The sequence below is a fragment of the Lysinibacillus sp. IITD104 genome (assembly GCF_036698265.2).
GTDB lineage: Bacteria > Bacillota > Bacilli > Bacillales_A > Planococcaceae > Lysinibacillus > Lysinibacillus boronitolerans.
In genome coordinates, this window is record NZ_JBAHYH020000001.1 from 2,402,070 (window position 1) to 2,427,577 (window position 25,508).

Below are 25,508 nucleotides of genomic sequence, written 5' to 3' on the forward strand. Positions count from 1 at the left end.
CCCTCTTTTGTCTAAGCTAACACTATAAAATACAACTGTAGAGCAATTCGAGTGGAGAAACCATGAAAACTTATTTCAAATTTTTATTGATCATCGGATTGACGACCTTACTCGCTGGATGCTGGGATATTACGGAGCCGCAAAGAATGTACTATATAAATGCAGTAGGTGTAGACTACCAAAACGACGAGTATATTGTCTATTTACAAGTGATTAATTTCGCCGATGTCGCGAAATCGATACAGCCTAGCGCAACGGTGGCGCCTGCTGAAGTGGGGCGTGCCACTGGAAAAACAATAGAAGAGGCGATTTACAAATTGTATCGCTCCTCGGATCAGGAAATCTTTTGGGGGCATATGCGGTTTATGGTCTTTTCGGAGCAAGCTATGGAGAATGAACACATTATTCCAGTCATTGATACATTCATACGCTTTCGCGATACAAGGTATCAAATCTGGGTATACTGTACAAAAAACCCAGTCGAAGAAGTACTGCTTGTCACACCTATTTTAAGGAATTCATTATCCTCATCAAAATTAAGTAACCCCATCAACCCAACAGAACAAGAAACATTTGTTGAACCAAAAGACTTAAGAGATGTTGTCATTGGTTTAAATGAGCCAAGTCATGAAGTAACAATTCCCTATGTGTCCATTAAAGAGGTTTGGCAAACTGATAAGGAGCAAATAAAGGAAACCTATTTTTCAGGGGTTGGTGTCCTGTCGAAAGATGGCTTTAAGGGGTTCGTGCAAGATACTGCGGCTCGCGGCAGTCAATGGATGCATAACTATACGAATCGTGGAGAGATTACCTTTCAATTAAACTCAGATGACCAGGACGAACTAACGGTCAGTATTGAAAAAATACATGTCGATGTGAATCCACATGTCAAACAAGAGGATGTAACATTTGAAGTTGAATTGAGAATTAATGCGACCATCAATGGTTTTAAAGGGAACGTCACCGAACAAGAGCTGAAAGAGCTTATTATTAAAGAAGTGAAAAAGGAAATTCAGGATACCTATAAAGAAGGCTTAAAATTAGATGTCGATATCTTTCGTTTGTCTGAATATCTCTATCGCGATAACGTCAAGGCTTGGAAAAAGTTTGAGAAAGATGGGAAAATTCCATTATCAGAGGATTCAATTAGTAAAATTGATGTGGAAGTAGCCAAAATCAATCCAGGTCGAAAAACATTTACAGAAACAATAAAAAAATGACCAGATGCCCACGTAGGTATCTGGTTAACATTTTATTTTATGAGTGAGTAAATATAAGTATCGTGTGGCACATTGTTTTGATGCATATATTTTTTTAATAGCCCTTCTTGGTCGAAGCCTATTTTTTGCAATAGTAGATTAGAAGCCTCATTTTCTTTAAATACAATGGCGCCAATCCGTACTAAATCCATCTCTTCAAAACCATAGGAAATGGCTCGTTTCACAGCTTCTTGAGCATAGCCCTTGCCCCAATACTCAGGAAAAAGTGCGTAGCTGATTTCTGCTCTTCGATGCTCTATTGACCACTCTTGAAAGCCGATTGTACCAATAATTCCTTCTTGATCCTTTAATGCAATGCCCCATTTAATACCTCGTTTTAGGGCGAAATTGTTTGCGAAATTTTGAATGATTTGCTGCACTTGAACTAAGCTCGTTAAGGGTTGTTGTCCATAATGGCGCAAAACTTCAGGATTCGAAAAGCAATCAAGGAGAGCTTGTCCATCAGAACTCGTCAATTCTCTTAATTCTAATCGTTCAGTATGTAATATTGGAAACATCGTATACCTCTTATCTCGTGGATTTATTAATCCACATTTTACATTTGCCAACTAACTATTGCAATCTTTATTTCCATTTGATGCCACTTTGATAAAAAGGATGAAGATTCCCACAGCAATCTAGAGATTCTCTCAACAAACCTTCAACGAGTTCTCAACACACGACTGCATAAAATTGGCCTATTTGCCCACAATAAGTCCTAAATAGTAATGAGAGGTGAACGGAATGGAACACTTTCCACTAATACATACAAATTTTTGGGATGCCGTCGTTGCAGTCCCTGTTGTTATGATTATTACCCAGCTAATCAAGAAAATGTGTCATATAAAGCCTTTTTGGGTTCCAAGCATTGCATTAATTATCGGCTTACTCATTTCCATTTTTATCAGCCACCGACATAATCTTCTTGCTGGACTATTCATGGGCTGGTTTTATGGCTATGCAGCAATTGGGAGTTATGCTTCCTTAAAAACTTCTTATCTTACCTATAAACAAAAGAAACGAAGAAAACAGAAGAACACTGCTCCTTAATGGTAACAATTGCACCTACATGCACAAAAGTTTATACTAAATTTTAACAAAAATACTTAATAAATTTTATACTAGTTAAGTTGCCTTTTGACAAACAATGAATTGGAGAGGAGGAAAAAATATTTAAGAATGAGATCTTACACCTGAAGAAATCGATGCTATTTTATGACAACAGCAATCACTTTTGAACTAGAAAAAGAAACAAAAGCTGAAACATCGAACAAATAATTAACAATTAAAGTAATTGCTAGAAAATTATGCTACTTACACCGTCTATATTAATGATAATTCAGCCGACAGCATTTGCTATTCTTTTTAGCCAAAGAAAAAAAGTTTATTTACTAATATCAATGACATTCAATTTCTAATAATTCGCCCATGAATGTACACGCTAGAAAACGGAGGAAAATCAACGTGTCTAAACTCATTACGTTTACCTTTAATACGAAATATACCGATCAAATTCAGGAAACTTTTTCGTTTGAACAATTAGGGATTAATGAGCAATTACCTAGCGATGAAATAAAAAAACAAATTGATCCTCTATTTAAAAATTGGCTATGTGATCGTCTCAACCTATCCTATAGCATCGTTGTAGAAGAGAATGAATGACCGTAGTATCACCTTTTACTTTTGAATTTCTTTACTTGTTCTCGCAAAGTGGTAATGAACACTCGGATTTGTTCCATCGTCACAATAATACATAATGCAGGCCCACATTCTCTTGCACCATGATGATTCTTCTCATAAGCATCTAGTACAAATACTAATTTATAACGTTGCTCTGCTTCCTCCCTCTCCTCTTTAGGAATTTGAAAGATACCGTATCCAGGAAAAAATATTCACCATAATGAGGGATATGATAGATGCATAGGCCAAGATCATGCGGCTCCAGCATACTTAAATAAGCAGGCTCCAATTGTGTTATGTCTTCTAATAATTGAAGGAAATCTCTTTTTAAACAATAAATCTCCGTATTTATCGCTGGGAAAGCTGGCCCAAAGCGAAATTCAATACGAAACTTTACACTTTCCTCGTTCACCATTAAAATATTTAGCTCTACCTCACAACTAGGATGACTCGAATCATCTTTTAAAATTGCCACTATACCGCCCCTTACACTTGCTTAATCGTTGTTCTCTTTACAATATACTACGAAACTATATTTTTACCAAATAAATGAAAAATATACACATTTATGTATGGTATAATAGATTTTATTCATTTTTTGGAGGTGAAGGTGTTGAAAAAGTATTTGGTGACAAGCATTGTAGTAGGAGCCATCTTCCTGACAGGCTGTGATAAGGATGAAAAAGCCTCCTTACCACTATCTACATCGGTAGATGAACAAATAATAGAAAAGGAATCTGTCATAGCACCTGTTCCATTAGTTTTAACACTGGCACAGAAAGAACATTACTATAAAGAATATTTGGCTATTGTCAATCAACTAAATGAAAAGTATGGTACAAGCTTAAAGCTAGATCCTATTACAACATTTTCAGCGGATTATTGGCTTGAATTAAAAGATTTTGAGGACATGTTAAAAGGTAGAATAGACACTTCATATGTCGTGATCGATAATAAGGAAGTTTTCTCTCCAGTTAAAGTACCAAAATTCGTTGAATTACATATGGGGTCACAGCAAACAATCATTCGTGTTGATGGTTCATTTGACACCCAGCTAAGCAAGGATATGCCTGGTGGAAGACAGCTATTCTCGGTTATGCATTCATTGTCGTCAAAAATTGAACAGGGCGAGGGTAACTGGACGCAAACGGGATATGAGCCTTCCATTAAAGATCAGGGCAGTGCTTACAATATTACGATCGGTGGCTACTATTCATATAATGGTGTATCCTCACCTCATATAATTGAGGTCGAATATTATTGTAATATATATGGTGGCATTACTTAATAACTAGTAACAAGGCTTGTCTGTAATCTTTTTTACAGACAAGTCCTATTCCTTTCATCATCTTAAATGCTCCCTTTGAACGACAACTTTGATGATGGTATTTCAGTATCGTTTATTCACGGTTGTACTTCATCCAGACACCCTAGCCATAACCATCACTTTCATTCAATTCTACATGAAGCAAAAGCAGTTGATTCGTTAATTCTTCGTTTAACAGCTTAAAGTTCATGAGTGCACACTAGAACTTTACCATATCCTCCCCTGTGACAAATGTCCCCATCAGAACTACTTTTTAATAGAAGATGTCCTATTAGCTAAAATGTTCTTACGAGCATAAAGCTAAAGTAAAGATGCTTTCCCCCTAATCCTCTTGTAACTTTCCCTCAAAAATCCAAATTTTAAATCGAATAATTAAACTGTATTAAAAAGTATCGTTGCTGAAACACCATTTGAAAACGCTCCTCCAGTTGTACTTACTTGTACAGCGAGAAGTGTACAACTAGTAATTGGGTAGTTTGCTACCACTTTTGCACAACAATTTAGTGTTGTAGATGAATTTGGTCCTGACACAGACGCAATAATACCTGTAGCAACGCTAGTAAAACCACAATTTGTACTGACAAATATTTGTGCTGAAGCTGTTTGACCTGCGCTTAGAGCATGATCCCGTATATTCAGAGTTAAGCTTCTAATTATAGCATTTTCAGGAATAACAATAGAACTCCTAACAAATGAAGCCGAAGAATTACCAGTACCAAGAAAATCATTATTACTAACTGATTGATCTGTAGAGAGAAAAACTTCCATTAAACCTGAACCACTTGGACCCGTTGATCCTGTAACACCTGTTGTCCCTATGGCACCAGTGGCTCCTGTTACTCCCTGCAATCCAGTCGCTCCTGTGCTACCCGTTACGCCTTGGGCTCCTGTTGCCCCTGTCATTCCTACTAGACCTCGTTCTCCTGTTGCCCCAGTTATTCCAGTGGCTCCTGTTACTCCCTGCAACCCAGTCGTTCCTGTGCTTCCTGTTATTCCTCGGACTCCTGTCGCCCCTGTACTTCCTGTCATACCTTGGGCTCCTGTCCCCCCTGTGCTTCCTGTCATACCTTGGGCTCCTGTTGCCCCTGTGTTTCCTGTTATTCCTTGGGCTCCTGTTGCTCCTGTGTTTCCTGTTATTCCTTGGGCTCCTGTCAATCCTGTACTTCCTGTTATTCCTTGGGCTCCCGTTGCCCCTGTACCTCCTGTTATTCCCTGAGCTCCTGTTGCCCCCTGCAGACCCGTGACTCCTGCTATTCCTTGGGGACCTATTTCTCCCTGCGGACCCGTTGCTCCTGCTACTCCGCGGACCCGTTGCTCCCGTGATTCCTGCTATTCCTTGAGGACCTATTTCTCCCTGTGGACCCGTGACTCCTGCTACTCCTTGAGGTCCAGGTTCTCCCCGCGCTCCCGGGGGACCTGTGGCACCTGTAGGACCAGTAGCGCCTGTTGCTCCTGTTACACCTATTGGTTCTTGAATTCCATAAACATAGGGATATCCATTACAACCAAATTCATTACATTTATATTTCAATGGATAATTACATTTTGCATCACATTTAAAATTATCAAAATTACGGATGTAACTAAACCTCAATGAGATTTCACCTCCTGTCCTTTTTCATCATATTCAAAGGTATAATTGTAAGGATAATGAATGCACCTAGAATATTAGAATGAAATAAATATGAATCTTAAAATAAAAAGAGCATTAGGCTCCTTTAGAACCTAATTCTCAGAATATGTTTCAAAACTATCCATTAGCTTTTGTCATGTTTCGGTAATTTGCAACTTTAGTAAGTTTATGTTGGATATACCATTCCATCACGATAAAATTGGGCACCCAGCATAGCCAAGCGATGGAGGCGTAACTATACTCAAAATTATTAAAGCCAAATAATACCGTAAACAATGGTAGCCAGATTCGCAATGTGACAGCTGCAAAGGTTAATGCATAATTTCTTAGCATCCATTTCTGATGGCCTTGGATATTTCTTTTTTTAATCTGGACCAACGCTTGAAACATGGTAAAGAGCCACCCTAAAGATAATAAAGCAAAGCCTAGCTGTGCCACCCATCCCCCTGTTGCGTTTAGGGCTAAATAAAGTCCTGCCAAGCCACCAAACAAAATACTAACCATATAGATATTGCCTAGTAGTCTATGGCGTTTCACATTTTTCTCTCGTAACTTTGATGACAACGTAAAAGGACCAATGACGAGGGCTAATACACCGAATACAATATGTAGATAGAGCATGATATACCAAAATGATTTCAATGTTGCACTAAGCATAAGCTTTAATTGAACAAATCCCGCCTGTCGTGCATCGAATAGTAAATATTGAACAATCGAATAACCCGCTATTAACAAGGCCAAGCCACATACAATCCACCACCACAACCTCTTTTGCATTTTTATAGCTCCTTTCTATTCTAGTCTATCATCCAAATTTACTAGCTTTAATATAATCAAATAACAGGGCGTAAAAAGCACCTAAGTGGACGATTATCGACAGTACAACGAATGAGCACTATGTTGTGCAGTTTAATAGACAAGCAAAACGCTCCACCCCTGGGTATTTTTCTCCTAAGCTCGTAATATGAAAGCCAATATTTTTATAAAAGAGTACGGCTTCTTGATCTGTTTCTGCATAAATGGAAGAAAAAGCATGATGTTCTTCTACATACCGAATCATCTCACGTCCAATGTCTTTTCCACGATAAGCAGGCGATACGGCTATATGTTTAATTTCACACCGATTTGCCTCTCTATTAACAATTCCTATACAACCGATAGTGTCTTGTGCAAAGGTATAGCCATACAATACTCTTTCTGGACATGCAATGTACAATGAGTATTCCTTCTCCACTTTCTTTTCGGATGTGGCATAGGATAATAATGTTTTCACTTCGGGATGTATCTTGCTTGAATGGATCATTTTCATGGACTTCTACCTTTCTGGACATCGTCTCAACTTACTAATAATACCTTTAAATTACTATAATTGTAAATAACGTATTCGTATTATCACTAAATACTTCCATAATATACTAAAATATTTTCTTTTATGTTGTGATGGCTTAAAAGTTGAGGAGGGAGTACCTTGCTGGTGAAAGGCTATAAATTTAGTTTACCTTTCTTTTATTGGCTACTTTTCATCCCTATCTTTTTGGGGACGAGTTACAAAGCATTATTTTTTGATTGGCATATACAAACATATACTTTTCATGAATTAGAAGATTTCGGTCGTTATGTAATGATACTTTCAACAAGCTTAATTGAAGCTTTTATCTATCTATTCATTATTCGATTGATTGTCTATCTGCTTCAACTCGTTTTTCAAAAGTTTACTAGGAACAATAGCTAATGAGCTGAAGAAAGAAGCGTGTTTGCTCCATTGAAAGAATCCTTTGGTATGCTGATAGCATGATTTTTTAAGGAGGTGTTTAACAAATTTTCCAGAAGAGGGATGTATTATTTATCAATTTGCAACAAAAAAGGGTAGCCAGCTACTCAGCAAACCCTATTTTTTTCCCACTTCAATTAGTATTCATACTAGGATTATGTGGATTCCATGAAATAATTTCCGCATCGTCTACATTGACATTGCCTAAGCTGAAGAGATGGGGAACATACGCAAAAAGCCCAAAGTTCTTCCCTTTTCCTTTTTCCGTTTGGAAATAGTCAATGGTTGCTGCTGGTAGCTGTTCTAGTTCTCTATAATCATGTAACGACAGAAGTATTATATCCTCTGCTGCAATTGCCCCTGCTGGCCCGTTATAGCGTTCCTTTGAATACAAGTACATCGCATTTTGATTAGCTTCTAGTTTTTGGATTGGAATTTGATAAAACATTAGGTTTTCTTTCGTTTCAATATCTAGCTCTGTTAATGCCTTATAGAGATGACTAGGATGGATTGGTAGAAAATGGACAACATCATTCCACAAGCAATTCAGTTGAGGGATTTCTTTCATTAAAAGCTTCGGTCTCTCTGGATGATCAAAATATTTTTTCGCATAGCGTTCATATAAATCTGGATACATTGCCCCTAACCTATTCAGTGGCATCAGCTCCTGACCGACCATTTCCCTTGGAACCATATGATAAACATATCTCTGCATAACAAGCACCTCCACCTAACTAATTCTTCAATCATTTGGAAATTCCTGTTACAATCAATGTAAAAATAAAAAGTAGGTGCAAGATGGAATTATTAGTTATCATTCTTATTTTTGTGGGGATTTTTGCTATATATGATTCGATTAGACGAGTCAACAATACTATTTTGGAGCAAACGGAGGAACTAAAGAAATTACGAGAAGAGCTGAAAGGCAAGAATAAAAATTAGAAGAGCTAATACTTTTGCTTTGGATAATCAATTGAATTAGCAATATCAATCAGGACCTCAGCCGTTACTTGATCTGCCACATCACGATCAATACTAAAGACATATTGCCAATCGTCTCTTTCAAAAACGAGTAAATGAAAACCAATTCTTGGATTTTCAATATAGGCTGCCTCACTGCCATTTTTCAGCTTGAATACATCCATTATATATTTTTCAAATGGCATTTTATGCTCAACTGGTCGAACCTTGATTTTGAAATGATTTTGTGGCATTTGATCACTAATCATTACCACCTCCAGCTGATCATTCATTTCTCCTTCTAAATCACTAAATCTACCAACATGATGTGTAAAGCTGATCGGCGGTACTCTTAGAGGTAGCTTCAGCTCTTTATTATAGTGGTGTTCGAACTCTTTTACGGCTACCTCTACTGTTTTATAGCCGATTTCAGGAAGAAACACCTCAAGAGGTTGTGGCGAATCACTGTCCTTAGCAGAAACGAAATTAAGAGGGAAAAAAGACGTAAATAAAGCTAGTCCAATAAGAATACGCTTGTTCATATTAACGCTCCTCTATCCTGTTTAAGTATAGATTAACCTACTGAATCAAAAATATGCTGACATAGATCACTAATACCGCGTAGTCTTATCGTTAATAATGGATGTAAAGTAGCCTAGTGTCGGTACTACTTTATTCGCGTGAAACATTTTTTCAAGCTCTAGCTTTGTGACCCATCGAATTGCTGTCACTTCCCCCTCTTGAAGGATGGTCTCACTAATTTCAAAGCTTTGGTCAAATAACCACACATCGTAAAAATCATTGAAGCAATCACGACGTTCACTCTTTACTAATTGTCCATTGGTCCTCAATAATGGTATCCCTATTTCCTCTCCCACCTCACGAATAGCCCCGTCCAAACTGCTTTCACCCGTTACTATAGAGCCTCCCGGACATTCCCATAAATGAGGATAATGTTTATTGGGGTGTCTTTTTGTTAAAAGGAATTCTCCCTTGTTATTGCGAATCCATACGTGCACAACGATATGGTAATCTTCAGCTGCTAATGCTGTCCCACGTACATGACGCTTATTTGTTTTTTGCCGATTTTTATCATAGATATCCCAGACTTCCATAGAACACCTCATTTCTGAATTTGAACAAGCACATACTGCTTCGTCCACATTTCCGTTGTCACAATGGAACGTTCCCCATTTTTTTCGAAAAATAACCCGCTCCCCTCTTTTTCAAGAAATGCCCAACCTTCATTAGCCATCATTTGCTGAATGTCCTCGTCCACCTTCTGTATGCCCCTAGCTGAAATGGCTGTGAGGTACCAAGTTGCCTTCTTATCATTAGAGAGCACCACTAAATCAACGGGGGATGCATTTAATTTTTGGATGGCTTCCTTTGGTGTAAGGGAATCGATTGGCAAAGGAGGATATAATAATTTATTTCTATCAATAAAGACCGCACTTACTACGAAAAGAGCTGCTAGTAGTAAACCTATTTTTTTCAAAGCTCACCCTCCTCCTTCTCTGGTTAAGAATCGGCTGCTGAAATCTATCTGTAAAAGAGAGCTTCTATTTTGAAGCGGTCATACGTACACGATAATAAGTATTAAAATGTCACATATACTTATTTTTCAAAAATATACCACCATAAACCTATACATTTCACATTTTACCTTATTAAGTAAATAAACTGTAGAACATCTTATCATTCCGATTAAAGGTAACTTTCCATATATTTAACATCATAAGATCAATCAATACGATACAAAATTTTACCTACCGTCTTAATGTCTATGAAAACTTCATCAACGTCAAGAATAATTCCTCCTGTCTCCTATGCTTTTTTTTAGAAGAACCTTACTTAAAAGTTTAGAACTTTACCAAAACATGATAAAAGAGAATGGCTAGGTAAACGTACAACAAGCCTAGCTCTTTACGCATAAAGTAGCCATATATGACTGAAAGGATGTCCTGTGTGGGGAAAGAACATAAATATTTAAAAAAATTCAAGTTTACGTCAAATCCAAATTGTCATTGTCGCTGTTGTTGCCCTTGTTGTCGTTGTAAATGTAAGCCCCCATTTTTACCCATACCACCAAGTTGCCATTATCTCGTCTATGTGACAGATGCTGGGCAGCTAGCAACGCCTGATAATAGAGTTTCTGTAATTGATACCGCAACAAACACAATCGTCGCTACCATTCCAGTAGGGACTGCTCCGCTAGAAGTAGCGATTACACCTAATGGTGCGTTTGGTTATGTTCCAGCGTTCTTCTCAGATAATGTAACGGTTTTTAGCACTGCCACAAACTTGCCAATCGCTACCATTCCCGTGGGTGTTAACCCTCTTGGTGTTGCCATTTCGCCAAATGGAACGCTTGCTTATGTATCCAATCACGGATCAAACACTATATCGGTCATTAATACAGCCACCAATACCGTATCAGCCACTATTCCAGTAGGGCTACAACCTCAAGGTATTGCCTTTACGCCAAACGGTGCGTTTGCTTATGTTGCCAACGAGAATTCCAATTCAGTATCGGTTATCAATACTGCAACCAATACGGTGATTGCTACAATCCCTGTAGGAATTCGTCCTAGATCCATTGTGTTGACTCCAAGCGGGCAATTTGCTTATGTGACAAATGAAAATAGCAATTCGGTATCGGTTATTAATACCACTACCAATACAGTAGTGGCTACCATTCCTGTTGGTACAGGACCTGTAGGAACAGCGATTACCCCTGATGGAACGCTTGTGTACATTGTAAATAAAGGCAATAATACCGTATCTGTCATCAATACAACCACCAATACGGTGATTGCAACTATCCCTGTAGGTGCATCTCCAGACCAAGTAACCATCTTGCCAGATGGTACTTTTGCCTATGTTACAAATCAAGTAGACAATACGGTGTCTGTCATCGACATAGCAACAAACATGGTAATCGCCACAATCCCAGGATTTAACGGGCCTACTGGCATCAAAACTGGAACAATCTGTCTATAATTCCCACAAAAAAAGCAACCGACTACTTCCACCCATCTTAGAAAAATGGTCGGTTTTTTTGTCGGTTGCCTACATTCATTATAAAATTAAATATGTCTAAAGTTAGCTTAGTCTTGAATCGCTGCGTCTAATGCTACCACAATCATGTCATTGAACGTTGTTTGACGTTCTTCAGCTGTTGTTACTTCACCTGTAATGATGTGGTCACTTACTGTTAGAACAGCAAGTGCTTTACGGCCGAATTTTGCTGCTAATGTGTAAAGAGCTGCTGATTCCATTTCTACAGCTAGTACACCGTATTGAGCTAATTTTTCGTTTTGGTGCTCATCTGAGTAGAATAAATCTGCTGTGAAGATATTCCCAACTTGTAAGTTAAGACCTGCATCTTTACCTGCATTATATGCTTTTAATAAAAGATCAAAGTCAGCGATTGGTGCAAAATCGATAGCACCACCCCAAATGATTTGGTTCATACGTGTATCAGATGTTGCTCCTTGCGCTAAAATCACGTCACGCACTTTTACATCTTTTTGAATTGCACCACAAGTACCTACACGGATTAATTTTTGAACATCATATTCTTGCATTAATTCTGTTGCGTAGATTGAAATAGATGGCACACCCATACCAGTTCCTTGTACAGAAATGCGTTTTCCTTTATACGTACCCGTATATCCGAACATATTACGTACTTCGTTATAGCAAGTTACATCTTCTAAAAATGTTTCCGCAATGTATTTTGCACGTAATGGATCTCCTGGAAGTAAAATTGTGTCAGCGATTTCACCTTTTTTTGCATTAATATGAATACTCATACTGCAATCCCTCTTTTCTGTCAGTTATCACTATAAATAATACTGTGTTTCTGTCATTTACGCAATGCTAGACGTCTAGCAACTGCAAAATTATTTATAGTTTTCGTACAATTATGCTTGTTCCTCATAAAGTGTCCACAAAGAATCAAAGGTCTGGATTGTTAAGTTTTCCGTTGCATAGGTTTCTATATAGTCGGACAACTCATGAAAGTCTGTGCTCTGCTTTGGAAAATTATGCTCATGAAACACTTCCTCTGCAAAGCGTACTTTAGGGTCGGACCAATCGCCACCTCGATAGGTTAGGACGTATAAATAAAAACTTTTCTTCATCAAACAATTTCCCCTTTTATGCATTGGCTTTTCGCTAGTGTATCAAAAAAATTAGCATTCGTCATAATTTCCACTACTACTATATTGTACCCACTTATGATTTTAGAACTATCTTCATGGTCTATCCTGACTTTTGTCATAGTTGTTTTATCTGAAAAATTTTAATTATTAGAAATAAAGATAGAAAAATCTAGTAAAATAAGATAAAATTGAAATCGATTATTTAAAAAAATAGGAAGGTGATGGCGATGAAAAAGACTAAAAAAACTCATGATACAGCGAAAAAACGCCCGTCTCTCTTTACTTTTAGCTTTTTTAAGAAGAGGAAAGCTTCTACACAAGGGGAAACTGGGAAAAATCCCCCTCCTATTAAAGAAAAACGACAACGTTTTTACCATTTAATTCGGGGTAAAGTGCTTATTATGTTTGCACTTCTTATTGTAATTAACGGTATAATGGGTATATTGTCCTACGTCAATATACAGAACTTGCAGCACCAAATGGAAGACTTTACAAAGAAAAATGTGCAGGAGCAACTAACGGTGAATCAACTTGCCTATGAGATTGCTAGACTGACCAATTTAGAGCAATCATATTTAATTACAGGTAACGGCATTTATTCTACTTCCTATCATTTAAAAATTGATACCATTAATAAAAAGCTGGCTGCTTTAAAAGATCAATTTCAAGATCGACAAGTAGAACTCGGTCATATGCAGGCAATCGAGCAATATTATAAAAATTACCTTGATTATTCAGATAAAGTCATGACAATGCGTGATGAGCTTGGTCTTGAGCAGGCACGTAAGCTGATGATGGGTGCTACTGGGGAAACTATGAAAACCCATATCGATAAAAATATTGAGACCATCAATACTGTCATGGACGATGCCAATAAAACAAAATTAGACAAGCTTAACCAGCAGGTAAACCTTTCTATCACTACATTCTTTCTCGTTTCAATCGTCGGTTTTTTAGCGATTGTAATTTTTGGCTTTATGCTATTTAAATCATTAAAACGTAATACACAGGCGATTAATGACTCTATCCTTGATATTGCGCAAGCTGGAGGCGATTTGACAAGACGTGTAAATGTGCGTAATCGTGATGAATTTTCTATTATTGCAGCCTCGACGAATACGTTAATTGAGTCGATTTCTAACTTAATTCGACGCGTGAGTGAATTGGCGGATCATGTATCAAGCAGTAGTCAGGAGCTAATGTCATTAGCAGATGAAAATGCGCGTACAATTCAGGATATTGCAGATGCGACAGCGGATATTGCGAGTGATAGTGACAATACGATTTCCAGTATGAATAGTGCGCAGCAAAAAATGAGCGACTTAGAGCATTCAATGCATCAATTAAATGAGCAAGCGAGTGCTGTCCATCGTGCCTCTATCGCCATGCAGCAAGCAGCCGATGAAGGTAGCCGCTCTGTGGAACAATCATCACTTGTGATGCAATCTATTGAAGAAACAATGGCTTCTACAACATCCACTGTGGAGGCGTTGGGTCGTAAATCTGCGGATATTACGTCCATTATTGGCACGATCACGGCCATTTCTGAGCAAACGAATCTCCTCGCTTTAAATGCGGCGATTGAAGCGGCACGTGCTGGCGAGCATGGACGTGGCTTTGCGGTCGTAGCCGATGAGGTTCGCAAACTGGCAGAGCAATCCCAAAGTGCAGCGAAAGAGGTTACATCGATTGTCACATCCATCCAAGAAGAGGTCACATCCATCATTGCCCAAAATCACGAGGGCGTGACAACCGTTATCCGAGGCGTTGAAGTGACAAATGAAACAAATCAATCCTTAGCCAACATTTTATCGCATACCGAGGAAACAACATCAATCATTGCAGCCATGGTGGATAAAATTGCGACAACGCTTGAAAATAGCAATGCGGTGGCAAGTGACTTCATACATGTCAATGCCTACGCAGAACAATCTGCGGCCAACACCGTGACATCTGCGGCAGCAGCCACACAAGGCTCCGCATCCATGCAGGAAATCAACGCCGCAGCCACTGAGCTTGCCCAACAAGCAGATAGCCTACGCAACCTCGTGAGCGAGTTTAAAGTTTAAGCGAATTGAACGGGAGAGGGAGAACCATTTTTTATTGGTTCTCCCTTGACTTTGCGGGGCTATCCTTCACTTTAAGCATTCTATCCAATTATTTGAGGGCTATCCTCCACTTTGAGCATTCTATCCGCTACTTTTTCTGGTTTATCCTCCACTTTCAGATTTCTATCCAATTATTTGAGGGCTTTCCCCCCTAATTTGAGGGGCTATCCTTCACTTTGAGCATTCTATCCGCTACTTTTTCTGGTTTATCCTTCACTTTCAGATTTCTATCCAATTATTTGAGGGCTATCCCCCTAATTTGCGGGGCTTTCCTCCACTTTAAGCGTTCTATCCGCTACTTTTTCTGGTCTATCCTTCACTTTTAGATTTCTATCCAATTATTTGAGGGCTATCCCCCTAATTTGAGGGGCTATCCTCCACTTTGAGCATTCTATCCGCTACTTTTTCTGGTTTATCCTTCACTTTCAGATTTCTATTCAATTAATTGAGGGCTATCCCCCTAATTTGAGGGGCTATCCTCCACTTTGAGCATTCTATCCGCTACTTTTTCTGGTTTATCCTTCACTTTCAGATTTCTATTCAATTAATTGAGGGCTATCCCCCTAATTTGCGGGGCTTTCCTCCATTTTGAGCATTCTATCCGCTACTTTTTCTGGTTTATCCTTCACTTTCAGATTTCTATCCAATTATTTGAGGGCTATCCCTCTAATTTGCTAGGCTATCCTCCACTTTGAGCATTCTATCCGCTACTTTTTCTGGTTTATCCTTCACTTTCAGATTTCTATCCTTCTAATCTGCTGTGTCTCATTACCACAAAAAAACCTAGCACTATTTAAATAGTGCTAGGTATTCGCCATAGCCTTCTTTTTCTAAATCCTCTTTTGCGATAAATCGAAGCGCTGCTGAGTTGATGCAGTAGCGTAAGCCGCCTTGCTCACTTGGGCCGTCTGGGAAGACATGTCCTAGATGCGAATCCGCTTCTTTGCTGCGTACCTCCACACGACGCATACCGTGAGATGTATCGAAATGCTCAGTTACCTGTTCTTTTTCAATTGGCTTTGTGAAGGCTGGCCAGCCACAGCCAGAGTTGTATTTATCGAGTGAGCTAAATAAAGGCTTGCCAGAAACAATATCTACGTAGATGCCTTCTGCAAAATGGTCATCGTACTCATTACGGAATGGTGGCTCTGTGCCATTTTCCTGTGTCACATAGTATTGCATCTCTGTTAATTCTTTTAAACGTTGTTCTTTATTCATGTTTGTTCCCCCAGTGTTGCTCCTGAAACGCTCGACGACCTGATCCAATCGAATAGCGCTCATAGTGCATTGGATTTTTCTTATAATACTGCTGATGATAATCCTCAGCCGGATAAAACGTAGTGGCTGGTAAGATTTTTACCATAATTGGTTTATCAAACTTGCCAGATGCTTGTAAATCCGCCTTTGAACGTTCAGCAAGCTCACGCTGTTCTTCGTCATGATAAAAAATGGCCGTTGTGTAGGATTCTCCACGGTCATAAAATTGTCCCCCTGCATCTGTTGGGTCAATCAATGTCCAATAAATCGCAAGTAGCTGCTCGTAGCTATATAATTCATCATCAAATGTAATTTGTACAGCTTCCACATGCCCTGTTGTTTCCGAGCAAACCTGTTCATAGGTAGGATTCACAACATGTCCACCTGTATAGCCTGAAATCACAGAATCAATGCCTGGTGTTTCGTCAAAGGGCTTGACCATACACCAAAAACAGCCTCCCGCAAATGTTGCATATTGCTTTGCCATTCATTTCACTCCTTATTCACCAGGAACAATAATTTCCAATAAGATTTTATCCTTTGGTAAGTCTAACTCTTTAGCACGTACACGTGATCCAGAAGCAATATTAATGCGCGATAAATCAATATAAATTTCGGCTTTATTCGGATTCACGGTAATCCATGAGGGAAATTCCACCGAATCGCGCATGATTTTCATCGTCGTCTCCGGTGGAATGTTTAATAAACCTACATTCATGCCCGTCTGTTTTAAAATAATATTCCCCTTGTCATCCACAATGGGGTCAAAATTCATGGAAATGGGGATTTCCGTATAAAATACCGTGAGTGTGCTACGTAATTGAATATCATCCCCAATTGTAAAATCAAGTGGTAAAGGCGAGCCTTTCGCTGCATCCTTTAAGTATTTTTTTGATATCGATTCTAATTCCTTTGTTGTGGTTTGTACCACGAGTACATTTCCTTTGCTTTCACTTTCACCTGCTGAACTCTTCGCAACATGGCCGCCATCCACTGGTCTAGTTGCTAAAAAAACGACGAGGAGGATTGCAAAAAGCACTGTGCCCGCTAAGGCGAAAAACGCGACTTTCCATTTATTCATTTTGTCACTCCTCGAAGCCTATTGCCTTGTTAATCTTTTTTTCCATACCACACTGCTCCATTGCTGCAAGTATACGCTCTGTCATTTTTTCATACCCCTTTGCATTCGGGTGGAAAAAGTCTGTATGATAGACGAGCTCTTCATTGGAATCAAATAAATCTTCTACTGATACGTAACAAGCATTGGAATCCTTGCTGGCTACATCCTCAATCACATTATTCCATTCTGTGATAATGGTATCAAATTCATTCGCCTCATTGGTCACAATTGAAAATGGATTATAAAAACCAATGAGTAATAAGGGCACTGTCGGATTTTTTGCGCGAATGCCTTCTACGATTTTGCTGTAACGTTCTTTATAAGCCAGCAGTTCCTTATCAAAAGCGTCACGCTTTAAGTTAAATAAATCCTGCCTGACGACCTTCATGACATCATTGCCACCCATTGTTAAGGAAATTAACTGTGCTTCCTGCAGCTCTTCATCATAATGCCCTTTTTTCACTAATTTTAGTAGCTGATCGCTGCGTCTACCACGTTTGCCCCGATTATCGACCTCTACATCCGATATCGAAGGCCATGCGAGCAATGAATCTGCTAATCTTCCAACATAACCGTCTTGACTATACTCATCACCGACACCATCTGTCAACGAATCTCCCAGTGCCAAGTAATGTAGTTGCTTTGCTTGTTCTTCATCAATTTGCGATAAATCCTCTGCTGATGGCTCAAAAAAATGTTCAAAAATTTGCGTCAACATATTCTTAGATGCTTTTTCCTCATCTTCTGTTTGTTGCTCATCCTGCGGCATATCTTGCTCCGTTCCTGCTTGCTCACCTTCTGGCTCTGCTTGCGGATTCGGTTCATCGATTGATATTGCACAACCACTTAGTACTAAGACGGTCAAACATGACAACATAAATCGCCAAATGTCCATTTGACCACCTTCCATCCCTTTCTATTACTTCTATTATAGAATAGTTCATGCTTCAATGAAAAGTGACTTACCCTTAGTTCTCCATAATTTTGTGCTCTTGCCAAATTTCTTCACAAATTTTTGATGAATGTATGGTTTTATGCAGAAGTGATGATAATTAGAGGATTTCTGATTATTTTTGGTGGTAAAGCATCACTATTTGATTGAAGCTGCTCTTACTTGCTGACAAAACGCTCACTATTTATTTGAAGAAGCTCATACTTAATGGTTAACCGCTCTTCTTTGGATTAAACTCGCTCATTTCATGTGAGAAAGCGATCAAACTCTGATTGAAGCCGCTCATACTTTGTGGGAAAACGCTCACAATTTGATTGGAGCCGCTCTTGCTTGGCGGCAAAGTAGTCACCATATAATCGAAGTCGCTCTTTCTTAGGAGCAAATTGATCATTGTTTGATTAAAACGCTCATCCATGTCTTCAAAGTGTTACAGTATAAAAAAGCCACTACAATTACTTATGTAGTAGCTCCTTCCTGTTATTCTGCAAAATAAATAAAACCGATTGCTCCTGGACCTGTGTGTGTCGAGATGATTGGAGATGTAAAGGCAATTTCAACATCGTTAAAGCCAGTTTCTTCGATCAGCGCTTTTAATGGGTTGCCCATCGTTACTAGGCCATCTGCATGGGAAATGCCGACTGCCTTAACTGTTTTTCCGGCTGTATCTGCTTGGAATTGTTTAAATAAAAAATTAACTACTTGTTTATGACTACGTACCTTTGACACTGGGTTGTATACGCCACCTTCAAGGTTGGCAATCACTTTGATGTTTAGAAGGGAACCGATAAAGCCTGTTCCTTTACCGATTCGACCGCCTTTAATTAAGTTTTCGAGCGTGTCTACAATCACATATAAATGCGTATTGTCTCGTACCTTTTCCAAACGTGCTACGATGTCCTCTACTGTTGCCCCTTCATCACGCATGCGGATGGCCTCACGTAGTTGGATAGCCAAGCCAATCGCGATAAAGCGAGAGTCAATGACTGTCACATCGGCATCTGTCATTTGTGCCGCTTGGCGTGCTGATTCTACTGTTCCACTCATACCGCCTGTCATGTGGATGGAGATAATTTGATCGCCATCTTTACCGAGCTCATCATATAATTCTTTAAATTTCCCTGGAGCTGGTTGCGAACTTTTCGGTAAATTTTTCGCATTTTTCATTAAGCCTAAAAATGACTGTGGCTCCAAGTCCACACCATCCGTATATGTTTGACCATCAATTTGAATCGTTAAAGGCACGATATGTATGCCATGTTGTGCTACTTCTTCTTTTGTTAAATCACAAGTTGAGTCCGTTACTATATGAATTCGTCTCACTTCGACACATCCTTTTACTTCATTAAAATTTATTATATAGACTAATGAATCATTATGTAAACATGACATTTGTCATTAGGGAAAACCTTGTCCTAGCTTGCATGTAAACGCTACCTTGGATACTATAGCGTTTTCGCCTACCTCTTGTCTATCAATGCCCCTCAAAGAATATGACAGGCTTATGACATTTTTGATATGAACTATATGACAAATGTAAATGTTCATCTCTAAATTATTGGGGTATAGTAAATGTATGAACGAAAGGAGTGTTTCAAATGGTTGATTCATTTGACTATAAATCTTGGAGGGAAGAGCTGTGGAATGCCATTACACATGGTATTGGTTTCATCGCTAGTATTCCAGCACTGGTTGTTCTACTGTTAGCAGCCGTCCAAACAGGAAATGCACTACATATTACAACTTTCAGCATTTTCGGTGCGTCTGTCATCATTCTGTTTTTAATGTCTACATTACTACACAGTATGCCAGAAAAATATAAACACTTTTTCGCTATTTTGGACCATTCGTCCATTTATATTTTAATTGCCGGCACCTATACGCCGTTTTTATTAATTGCCGTTGGTGGTACGCTAGGATTGACGCTATTATGTATTATTTGGTCACTGGCTGTGCTTGGTGTGTTGTTTAAATGTTTCTTTATTAATCGCTTTGAAGTACTTTCATTGATTTTTTATATCGGCATGGGCTGGTTAATTATATTTGCCATTAAGCCCGTTTATCTCTATTTAGGTTTACATGGCTTTGCTTTACTGCTAGCAGGTGGGCTGTTCTATACGATTGGGGCCATCTTTTATGCATGGCGCTCCCTGCCCTTTAACCATGCAATCTGGCATCTCTTTGTATTAGCTGGCTGTGCCTCTATGTATGGTTGTGTTTATTTTTATCTATAATAAAAGCAATCGCTCCCTTCACAATGAGCGATTGCTTTTTTCGTTTATTTACGTTCAAAAATTTGATATTGGAATGTATAGCCTTCTGGTGCTGTTTCAGGCGTTTCTGAAGAGACTTGAACAAAATCCTGCTCATAGCTCGGGAAATAAGTATCTCCCTGAAAGGCGTGATTAATTTTTGTGATATACAAGCGATCAGCCATCTCCATCACTAAGCGGAAAATCTGCTCGCCACCAATAATCATCATCTCAGGTACATCTCCAGCTAGCGCTAATGCCTCTTCCAAACTTGTCACAGTTTCAATGCCCTCTGCCTGATAGTTTTCATCACGCGTAATGACAATGTTGCGTCGCCCTGGAAGTGGTCGACCGATGGATTCAAATGTTTTACGTCCCATAACCATAGGCTTGCCCATTGTTTTTTGTTTAAAATACTGCAAATCTCCAGGTAAATGCCAAGGCATCCCATTGTTATAACCGATAACGTGATTGTCATCATGTGCCACAATTAAAGAAATCATACTGTCCCTCCAAATACTTTCGTCCCTTTTATTATAAACATAATGTGCTTATTTCACCTCATTTATAAATAAAAAAGCTTATGCGACAATTAAATCCTAGTAAAATTATATGAATAGTTTATAATAAGGATAACAAACTCACAATAAAGGAATGATGAAGATGACAACTTTAAGAAAAGAAGCTGTTCATTATCTAGAAGCTCAGCGTACTGCTACACCTTATTACAAAGTTACAGCGCAGGAAGCGAGAGCCATGCGGACGGTTACGCAATGGCAATCCGTGCACAAACCGAAGCTAGCATCCATTGAGAATTACAACATTACGGTGCGAGATGGAGCGCAAATTACAGTACGGCTTTATACGCCCGTCCTCGGCAAAACTTTACCTGTTATTGTTTATTACCATGGTGGAGGCTGGGTTTATGGCAATCTAGAATCTGTCGATGCAGGCTGTCAGCTATTAGCAGATCAGGCACAGGCAATTGTGGTATCAGTGGATTACCGCTTAGCACCTGAATATCCCTTCCCAACGCCCTTATATGATGCCTACGATAGCCTAGTGTGGGTACATGACCATATTGAAGCCTTAGGTGGAGATGCAAGTCGATTGTCGGTTGCTGGGGATAGTGCAGGTGGAAATTTGGCTACAGTCGTTGCGCACTTAGCTACTACACGGGAAGGTCCAACACTACAAGCTCAAGCACTGATCTATCCCGTTACAAATGTTGATTTTTCAACAGTATCTTATCTAGCATATGGTGAAAATTATGGCTTAGATACACAAGCCATGCAGTGGTTCTCTCATCACTATACAGAGGAAGCAAACTTCACCAATCCGCTTGTATCCCCCCTTCAGCTAGAGGATGTCCGTAAAATGCCAAAAACGCTCATTTTAGCCGCAGAGGCAGATGTTCTCTTTGATGAGGGTCTAAGTTATGCACAAAAGTTATCGGCTGCAGGTGTGACAGTCGAACATATCACAATGCCAGGATTAATCCATAGCTATTTCAGTAAAATGAATTATTTTGAAGACGCAACGATTGAAACCGTGACAAAAATTGCGCAATTCCTGAAATAAGTTTGGCTATCCCGCTCAAACAGTGCGATAATAGAGCAAAACGTTTTTAAAGGATGACACTATGACACAAACAATGGCACTACAAATACAACAGCCCTTTTCTGATCAATTAAAAAAGGGCTACCCACTTATTTCAAAGGATGCGGTTGATGCACGACGTTTACCTGCTGAGCAAGGAACACTCCTCAGGCTCATGGATCATCATAACCGTTTTATTGGAACAGGTTACTACGGCATCCAAAACAAAGGGATTGGCTGGGTGCTAACGACCGATGCGAATGAAACAATTGATAAAGCTTTTTTTATAAAAAAATTCAAAAAAGCCATCGACAATCGTGCTGCATTTTTTAGCAATGAAAACACAACAGCCTTTCGTGTTTTTAATGGTGAAGGAGATGGCATCGGCGGTCTTACGATTGATTTTTTTAACAGCTACTACATGGTAAGCTGGTATAGTGAGGGCATTTACTCATTTAAAGAAGTGGTGTATGAGGCGCTTGCTGAGACAGTAGACTACCAAGCGATTTATGAGAAAAAACGCTTTGATAGCAAAGGACAATATATCGAGCAAGATGATTTTGTAATGGGCACGCCAGGAGAATTTCCTATTATGGTGAAGGAAAATGGTATGACCTATGCGGTGCATTTAAACGATGGCGCCATGACAGGGATTTTCCTCGATCAACGTGAGGTACGATTGGCTATTCGAGAGCGTTATGCCAACAACACAGACATGCTGAATACGTTTTCCTATACAGGAGCATTTTCTGTGGCAGCCGCTCTAGGAGGAGCCATCAAGACAACGAGTGTAGATGTGGCAAAGCGTAGTTTAGCCAAAACGATTGAGCAATTTAGTGTCAATCATATTGATTATGAGGCACAGGATATAAAAGTCATGGATGTCTTCCATTATTTTAAATATGCACAGCGCCATGCTTTACAGTTTGACCTTGTCGTATTAGACCCACCTAGCTTTGCACGTACGAAGCAAATGACCTTTTCAACGGCAAAGGACTACCCTAAATTACTAAAGGACACGATTGCCATTACCGCTAAAAACGGCATCATTGTGGCTTCCACAAATAATGCCAGCTTTGGCATGAAAAAGTTCAAAGGCTTTATTGACCAAGCCTTTAAAGAGACTCGTACACGCTATAAAATTGTCGAGGAATACGGTTTACCGAAGGATTTCCGTGTACCACGTGAATACCCTGAATTTAATTATCTGAAGGTCGTGTTCATCCAGAAAATCGACTAACCAATCGAGAATCACACCAAGGTGTGATTCTTTTTATGTAAGGAAAAGTTGATTCTACCTAAGGAGGTTCGGTACCTCTACAATAAAGGTTCCAAAAGATTGAAACGTTATAAACAAACAGAGCCTTTCTATTAAAAGTAGCCTAAGAAGATGTTCTCTTCTTAGGCCACCCGATTATAGATATTTCACAAACCAATCACGGATATATTCAAGTCGATTAATTCGTAATGTAGGCTTTCCACTTCTTGAAAGTTCATGATTCGCCTCAGGGAAACGCACGAATTTTGTTTGTTTTTTACGATATTTTAAGGCGATAAACAATTGCTCTGCCTGCTCAATTGGACAACGATAGTCTTTTTCACCATGTAAAATCAATAATGGTGTCTCCACTTTGTCTACATACTTCAGTGGCGAATGATGCCATAGCTTCTCTATATCATCGAGTCCTGCTTGAATTTGCCAGTCTGTAAAATAATAGCCGATATCACTGACACCAGCAAAGCTAATCCAGTTCGAAATGGAGCGCTGCGTCACAGCTGCTTTAAAGCGATTTGTATGGCCCACAATCCAGTTGGTCATAAAACCACCGTAGCTTCCACCAGTTACACCTAGACGATCTTGATCAATAAAATCATAGTGCTCCAGAGCGTAGTCTACCGCTGCCATTAAGTCCGCATAATCATTACCACCATAATCGCCACGTACTGCATCCACAAATTTTTGGCCATAGCCATGACTACCACGCGGATTAGTATAAAGCACTGCAAAGCCTTGTGCAGCAAGGATTTGGAATTCATTAAAGTAGGTATTGCCATACATTGCATGCGGACCACCATGGATTTCAAGAATGAGAGGATATTTCTTCCCTGCTTCATAGCCAACTGGCCTCATAATCCAGCCATTGACCTTCCAGCCTTCTGCACCTTCAAATTCGATACTCTCGGGAACAGCTAATGTTTTGGTTTTTAAAAAATCTTCATTAATGGACGTCAACTGTTCTTTGTCACCTGTTTTTAGGTTCACATAAAACAGATCGCCTGGATTGGTCGTTGTGCTAATAGCCGCAATAGCCTGATCATTTTGCGCATCAAGTGAGAAGCCATAGACATATTGATCATCATGGATAGCTGGGTAAATTTCGCCATCTACATTTCCGTAATAAATCGCCGCATTGCCGTGATCTGTGACTTGGAAGTAGAAGCTATGATTATCATTCATCCATTGCACACGTGGTGACGCTACACCTTGCAGGAAATCACCGATGACATAATCACCAACAGGCGCATCAAATTCACTTGTTACACAGTTTAGTAGTTTTTGCTCCATGTCATAAATCCAAAGCTTTGCTTGTGTGGCATTTTCAAATTCACGTTCTCCACCTACAAAAGAAAGATAGCGACTATTCGGAGACCAAGCTGTTTGGTAATAAGCACCCGAACCTTCTGTTAGCTTGTGACTCTGCTTAGATTCTAACTCCAATAAATAGATATCCACATTAAATGAGAAATCTAAATCCTCCGCTTTATCTGCTAAGTACGTAAGGTATTTGCCATCTGGCGACCAAGTACCCAGATGGCAGTACTCTTTGCCTTCTGTCACTTGTTCTAGCTCTCCTGATGCCACATTGACAATGGCAATATGGGTAAACTGCTCCATATCAATAAATCCACCAGCATCCGATTTGTGTTTCATTTTCTCGATTTCTAGTGGCTTTAGTTCTTTATCCTTTTTCTTCTCATCCTCCGCTTTATCTAGGATGGTTTCATCTTTCCCTAGCACGACTGAAAAAGCAATTTTCTTGCCACATGGTGACCAGACAGGGGAGGTCGCTCCATTTTTACAATGTGTCACCTGTTTTGCCTCTCCACCTGCTTTCGAAAGAACATAAATTTGCGACTTACCTGTTCTCGTTGACAAAAATGCAATTTGACTGCCATCTGGTGACCAAACAGGGGAACTCGTTCTATCTTCACCAAATGTCCATTGCTGTGGTGTTTTGTCCTTCAAGTTTATGTAAAACAAATTCGATATATAGTCGTTTTTCTTCTCGTCCATACGAGTCTCTACATAAACTACCTCTGTCCCATCTGGTGAAAGCTGTGGATCTGCTACTGATTTTAAGTGATAAAGATCTTCTGGTTGAATCCCTTGTTTCGATGTCATGTTCTTGCTCCTTTGTATTGT

Annotated in this window: 27 protein-coding genes; 9 read left to right on the plus strand and 18 right to left on the minus strand. The window is 39.3% G+C overall.

Annotated features, from left to right (window positions below):
* The first annotated feature begins 62 nt into the window (after window positions 1–62).
* Window positions 63–1,220 carry a Ger(x)C family spore germination protein gene (locus V1L66_RS12180; RefSeq protein ID WP_333004157.1) on the plus strand — a complete coding sequence of 386 codons (1,158 nt, stop codon included), beginning with the start codon at window positions 63–65 and terminating at the stop codon, window positions 1,218–1,220.
* Window positions 1,221–1,252: 32 nt separating this feature from the next.
* Here the strand turns inward: V1L66_RS12180 and V1L66_RS12185 are convergent, their stop codons facing one another.
* Entirely contained in the window at window positions 1,253–1,777 is a 525-nt protein-coding gene (locus V1L66_RS12185) for a GNAT family N-acetyltransferase (RefSeq protein WP_333004159.1), read from the minus strand.
* A gap of 226 nt (window positions 1,778–2,003) precedes the next feature.
* Between V1L66_RS12185 and V1L66_RS12190 the strand changes: the two genes are divergently transcribed.
* Together V1L66_RS12190 and V1L66_RS12195 are read left to right on the plus strand one after the other, a co-directional pair.
* Window positions 2,004–2,309 carry a hypothetical protein gene (locus V1L66_RS12190; protein ID WP_036078924.1) on the plus strand — a complete coding sequence of 102 codons (306 nt, stop codon included), beginning with the start codon at window positions 2,004–2,006 and terminating at the stop codon, window positions 2,307–2,309.
* 414 nt (window positions 2,310–2,723) lie between these two features.
* Window positions 2,724–2,921 (plus strand): hypothetical protein, encoded by a 198-nt coding sequence (locus V1L66_RS12195; protein ID WP_258860155.1) that lies wholly within the window; start codon window positions 2,724–2,726, stop codon window positions 2,919–2,921.
* Window positions 2,922–3,075: 154 nt separating this feature from the next.
* Here the strand turns inward: V1L66_RS12195 and V1L66_RS12200 are convergent, their stop codons facing one another.
* Window positions 3,076–3,414 (minus strand): hypothetical protein, encoded by a 339-nt coding sequence (locus tag V1L66_RS12200; protein ID WP_333004160.1) that lies wholly within the window; start codon window positions 3,412–3,414, stop codon window positions 3,076–3,078.
* Window positions 3,415–3,549: 135 nt separating this feature from the next.
* Here V1L66_RS12200 and V1L66_RS12205 point away from each other — a divergent pair, with 135 nt between their 5' ends.
* Entirely contained in the window at window positions 3,550–4,227 is a 678-nt protein-coding gene (locus V1L66_RS12205; protein WP_333004162.1) for a hypothetical protein, read from the plus strand.
* 411 nt (window positions 4,228–4,638) lie between these two features.
* On the opposite strand, the gene V1L66_RS12210 is transcribed toward V1L66_RS12205, so the two are convergent.
* From V1L66_RS12210 to V1L66_RS12240, 7 genes are all read right to left on the minus strand, one after another.
* Window positions 4,639–5,421: a collagen-like protein gene (locus tag V1L66_RS12210; RefSeq protein WP_333004163.1), complete on the minus strand. Its 783-nt coding sequence runs from the start codon at window positions 5,419–5,421 to the stop codon at window positions 4,639–4,641.
* Between the two features lie 595 nt (window positions 5,422–6,016).
* Window positions 6,017–6,676 (minus strand): DUF2306 domain-containing protein, encoded by a 660-nt coding sequence (locus tag V1L66_RS12215; RefSeq protein ID WP_333004165.1) that lies wholly within the window; start codon window positions 6,674–6,676, stop codon window positions 6,017–6,019.
* A 118-nt stretch (window positions 6,677–6,794) separates the two neighbouring features.
* Window positions 6,795–7,208: a GNAT family N-acetyltransferase gene (locus tag V1L66_RS12220; RefSeq protein ID WP_333004166.1), complete on the minus strand. Its 414-nt coding sequence runs from the start codon at window positions 7,206–7,208 to the stop codon at window positions 6,795–6,797.
* 595 nt (window positions 7,209–7,803) lie between these two features.
* Window positions 7,804–8,385 carry a group-specific protein gene (locus tag V1L66_RS12225; protein WP_258860161.1) on the minus strand — a complete coding sequence of 194 codons (582 nt, stop codon included), beginning with the start codon at window positions 8,383–8,385 and terminating at the stop codon, window positions 7,804–7,806.
* A 232-nt stretch (window positions 8,386–8,617) separates the two neighbouring features.
* Entirely contained in the window at window positions 8,618–9,172 is a 555-nt protein-coding gene (locus V1L66_RS12230; protein WP_333004167.1) for a hypothetical protein, read from the minus strand.
* 69 nt (window positions 9,173–9,241) lie between these two features.
* On the minus strand, window positions 9,242–9,745 hold the full coding sequence (locus V1L66_RS12235; RefSeq protein WP_333004168.1) for an NUDIX domain-containing protein: 504 nt from the start codon (window positions 9,743–9,745) through the stop codon (window positions 9,242–9,244).
* Between the two features lie 8 nt (window positions 9,746–9,753).
* Window positions 9,754–10,128, minus strand: coding sequence for a hypothetical protein (locus V1L66_RS12240; protein ID WP_333004169.1), 375 nt, complete (start codon window positions 10,126–10,128; stop codon window positions 9,754–9,756).
* A gap of 461 nt (window positions 10,129–10,589) precedes the next feature.
* Here V1L66_RS12240 and V1L66_RS12245 point away from each other — a divergent pair, with 461 nt between their 5' ends.
* On the plus strand, window positions 10,590–11,633 hold the full coding sequence (locus V1L66_RS12245) for a beta-propeller fold lactonase family protein (protein WP_333004176.1): 1,044 nt from the start codon (window positions 10,590–10,592) through the stop codon (window positions 11,631–11,633).
* Between the two features lie 107 nt (window positions 11,634–11,740).
* Here the strand turns inward: V1L66_RS12245 and deoD are convergent, their stop codons facing one another.
* On the minus strand, window positions 11,741–12,448 hold the full coding sequence (deoD, locus tag V1L66_RS12250; RefSeq protein WP_004230212.1) for a purine-nucleoside phosphorylase: 708 nt from the start codon (window positions 12,446–12,448) through the stop codon (window positions 11,741–11,743).
* Between the two features lie 111 nt (window positions 12,449–12,559).
* The gene (locus tag V1L66_RS12255; protein ID WP_016995579.1) at window positions 12,560–12,778 is read right to left on the minus strand and encodes a YozE family protein; all 219 of its coding nucleotides are present in this window, start codon (window positions 12,776–12,778) and stop codon (window positions 12,560–12,562) included.
* 248 nt (window positions 12,779–13,026) lie between these two features.
* Here V1L66_RS12255 and V1L66_RS12260 point away from each other — a divergent pair, with 248 nt between their 5' ends.
* Complete coding sequence (locus V1L66_RS12260) at window positions 13,027–14,868, plus strand: methyl-accepting chemotaxis protein (RefSeq protein ID WP_333004173.1); 1,842 nt, start codon at window positions 13,027–13,029, stop codon at window positions 14,866–14,868.
* Between the two features lie 828 nt (window positions 14,869–15,696).
* Here the strand turns inward: V1L66_RS12260 and msrB are convergent.
* From msrB to V1L66_RS12285, 5 genes are all read right to left on the minus strand, one after another.
* Entirely contained in the window at window positions 15,697–16,125 is a 429-nt protein-coding gene (gene msrB / locus V1L66_RS12265; protein ID WP_036080598.1) for a peptide-methionine (R)-S-oxide reductase MsrB, read from the minus strand.
* On the minus strand, window positions 16,118–16,651 hold the full coding sequence (msrA, locus tag V1L66_RS12270) for a peptide-methionine (S)-S-oxide reductase MsrA (protein WP_016993318.1): 534 nt from the start codon (window positions 16,649–16,651) through the stop codon (window positions 16,118–16,120). The genes msrB and msrA overlap by 8 nt, the downstream gene beginning before the upstream one ends.
* Window positions 16,652–16,663: 12 nt before the next feature.
* Complete coding sequence (locus tag V1L66_RS12275; RefSeq protein WP_036080601.1) at window positions 16,664–17,245, minus strand: YpmS family protein; 582 nt, start codon at window positions 17,243–17,245, stop codon at window positions 16,664–16,666.
* Window positions 17,246–17,249: 4 nt separating this feature from the next.
* A complete protein-coding gene (locus tag V1L66_RS12280; RefSeq protein WP_244904988.1) occupies window positions 17,250–18,179 on the minus strand; it encodes a GDSL-type esterase/lipase family protein in 930 nt (309 codons plus the stop codon).
* Between the two features lie 534 nt (window positions 18,180–18,713).
* Entirely contained in the window at window positions 18,714–19,556 is an 843-nt protein-coding gene (locus tag V1L66_RS12285; protein WP_036080608.1) for a DegV family protein, read from the minus strand.
* A 275-nt stretch (window positions 19,557–19,831) separates the two neighbouring features.
* Between V1L66_RS12285 and trhA the strand changes: the two genes are divergently transcribed.
* Window positions 19,832–20,467 carry a PAQR family membrane homeostasis protein TrhA gene (gene trhA, locus V1L66_RS12290; protein WP_333006305.1) on the plus strand — a complete coding sequence of 212 codons (636 nt, stop codon included), beginning with the start codon at window positions 19,832–19,834 and terminating at the stop codon, window positions 20,465–20,467.
* Window positions 20,468–20,511: 44 nt separating this feature from the next.
* Here the strand turns inward: trhA and V1L66_RS12295 are convergent, their stop codons facing one another.
* Window positions 20,512–20,988, minus strand: a complete 477-nt coding sequence (locus V1L66_RS12295) for a dihydrofolate reductase (protein ID WP_333006304.1) — start codon at window positions 20,986–20,988, stop codon at window positions 20,512–20,514.
* A gap of 160 nt (window positions 20,989–21,148) precedes the next feature.
* On the opposite strand from V1L66_RS12295, the gene V1L66_RS12300 reads away from it, so the two are divergent.
* Entirely contained in the window at window positions 21,149–22,066 is a 918-nt protein-coding gene (locus V1L66_RS12300) for an alpha/beta hydrolase (protein ID WP_333006303.1), read from the plus strand.
* Window positions 22,067–22,127: 61 nt separating this feature from the next.
* Window positions 22,128–23,324 (plus strand): class I SAM-dependent rRNA methyltransferase, encoded by a 1,197-nt coding sequence (locus tag V1L66_RS12305; RefSeq protein ID WP_333006302.1) that lies wholly within the window; start codon window positions 22,128–22,130, stop codon window positions 23,322–23,324.
* Window positions 23,325–23,498: 174 nt separating this feature from the next.
* Here the strand turns inward: V1L66_RS12305 and V1L66_RS12310 are convergent, their stop codons facing one another.
* Entirely contained in the window at window positions 23,499–25,487 is a 1,989-nt protein-coding gene (locus V1L66_RS12310) for a S9 family peptidase (RefSeq protein ID WP_288581020.1), read from the minus strand.
* Window positions 25,488–25,508 lie beyond the last annotated feature (21 nt).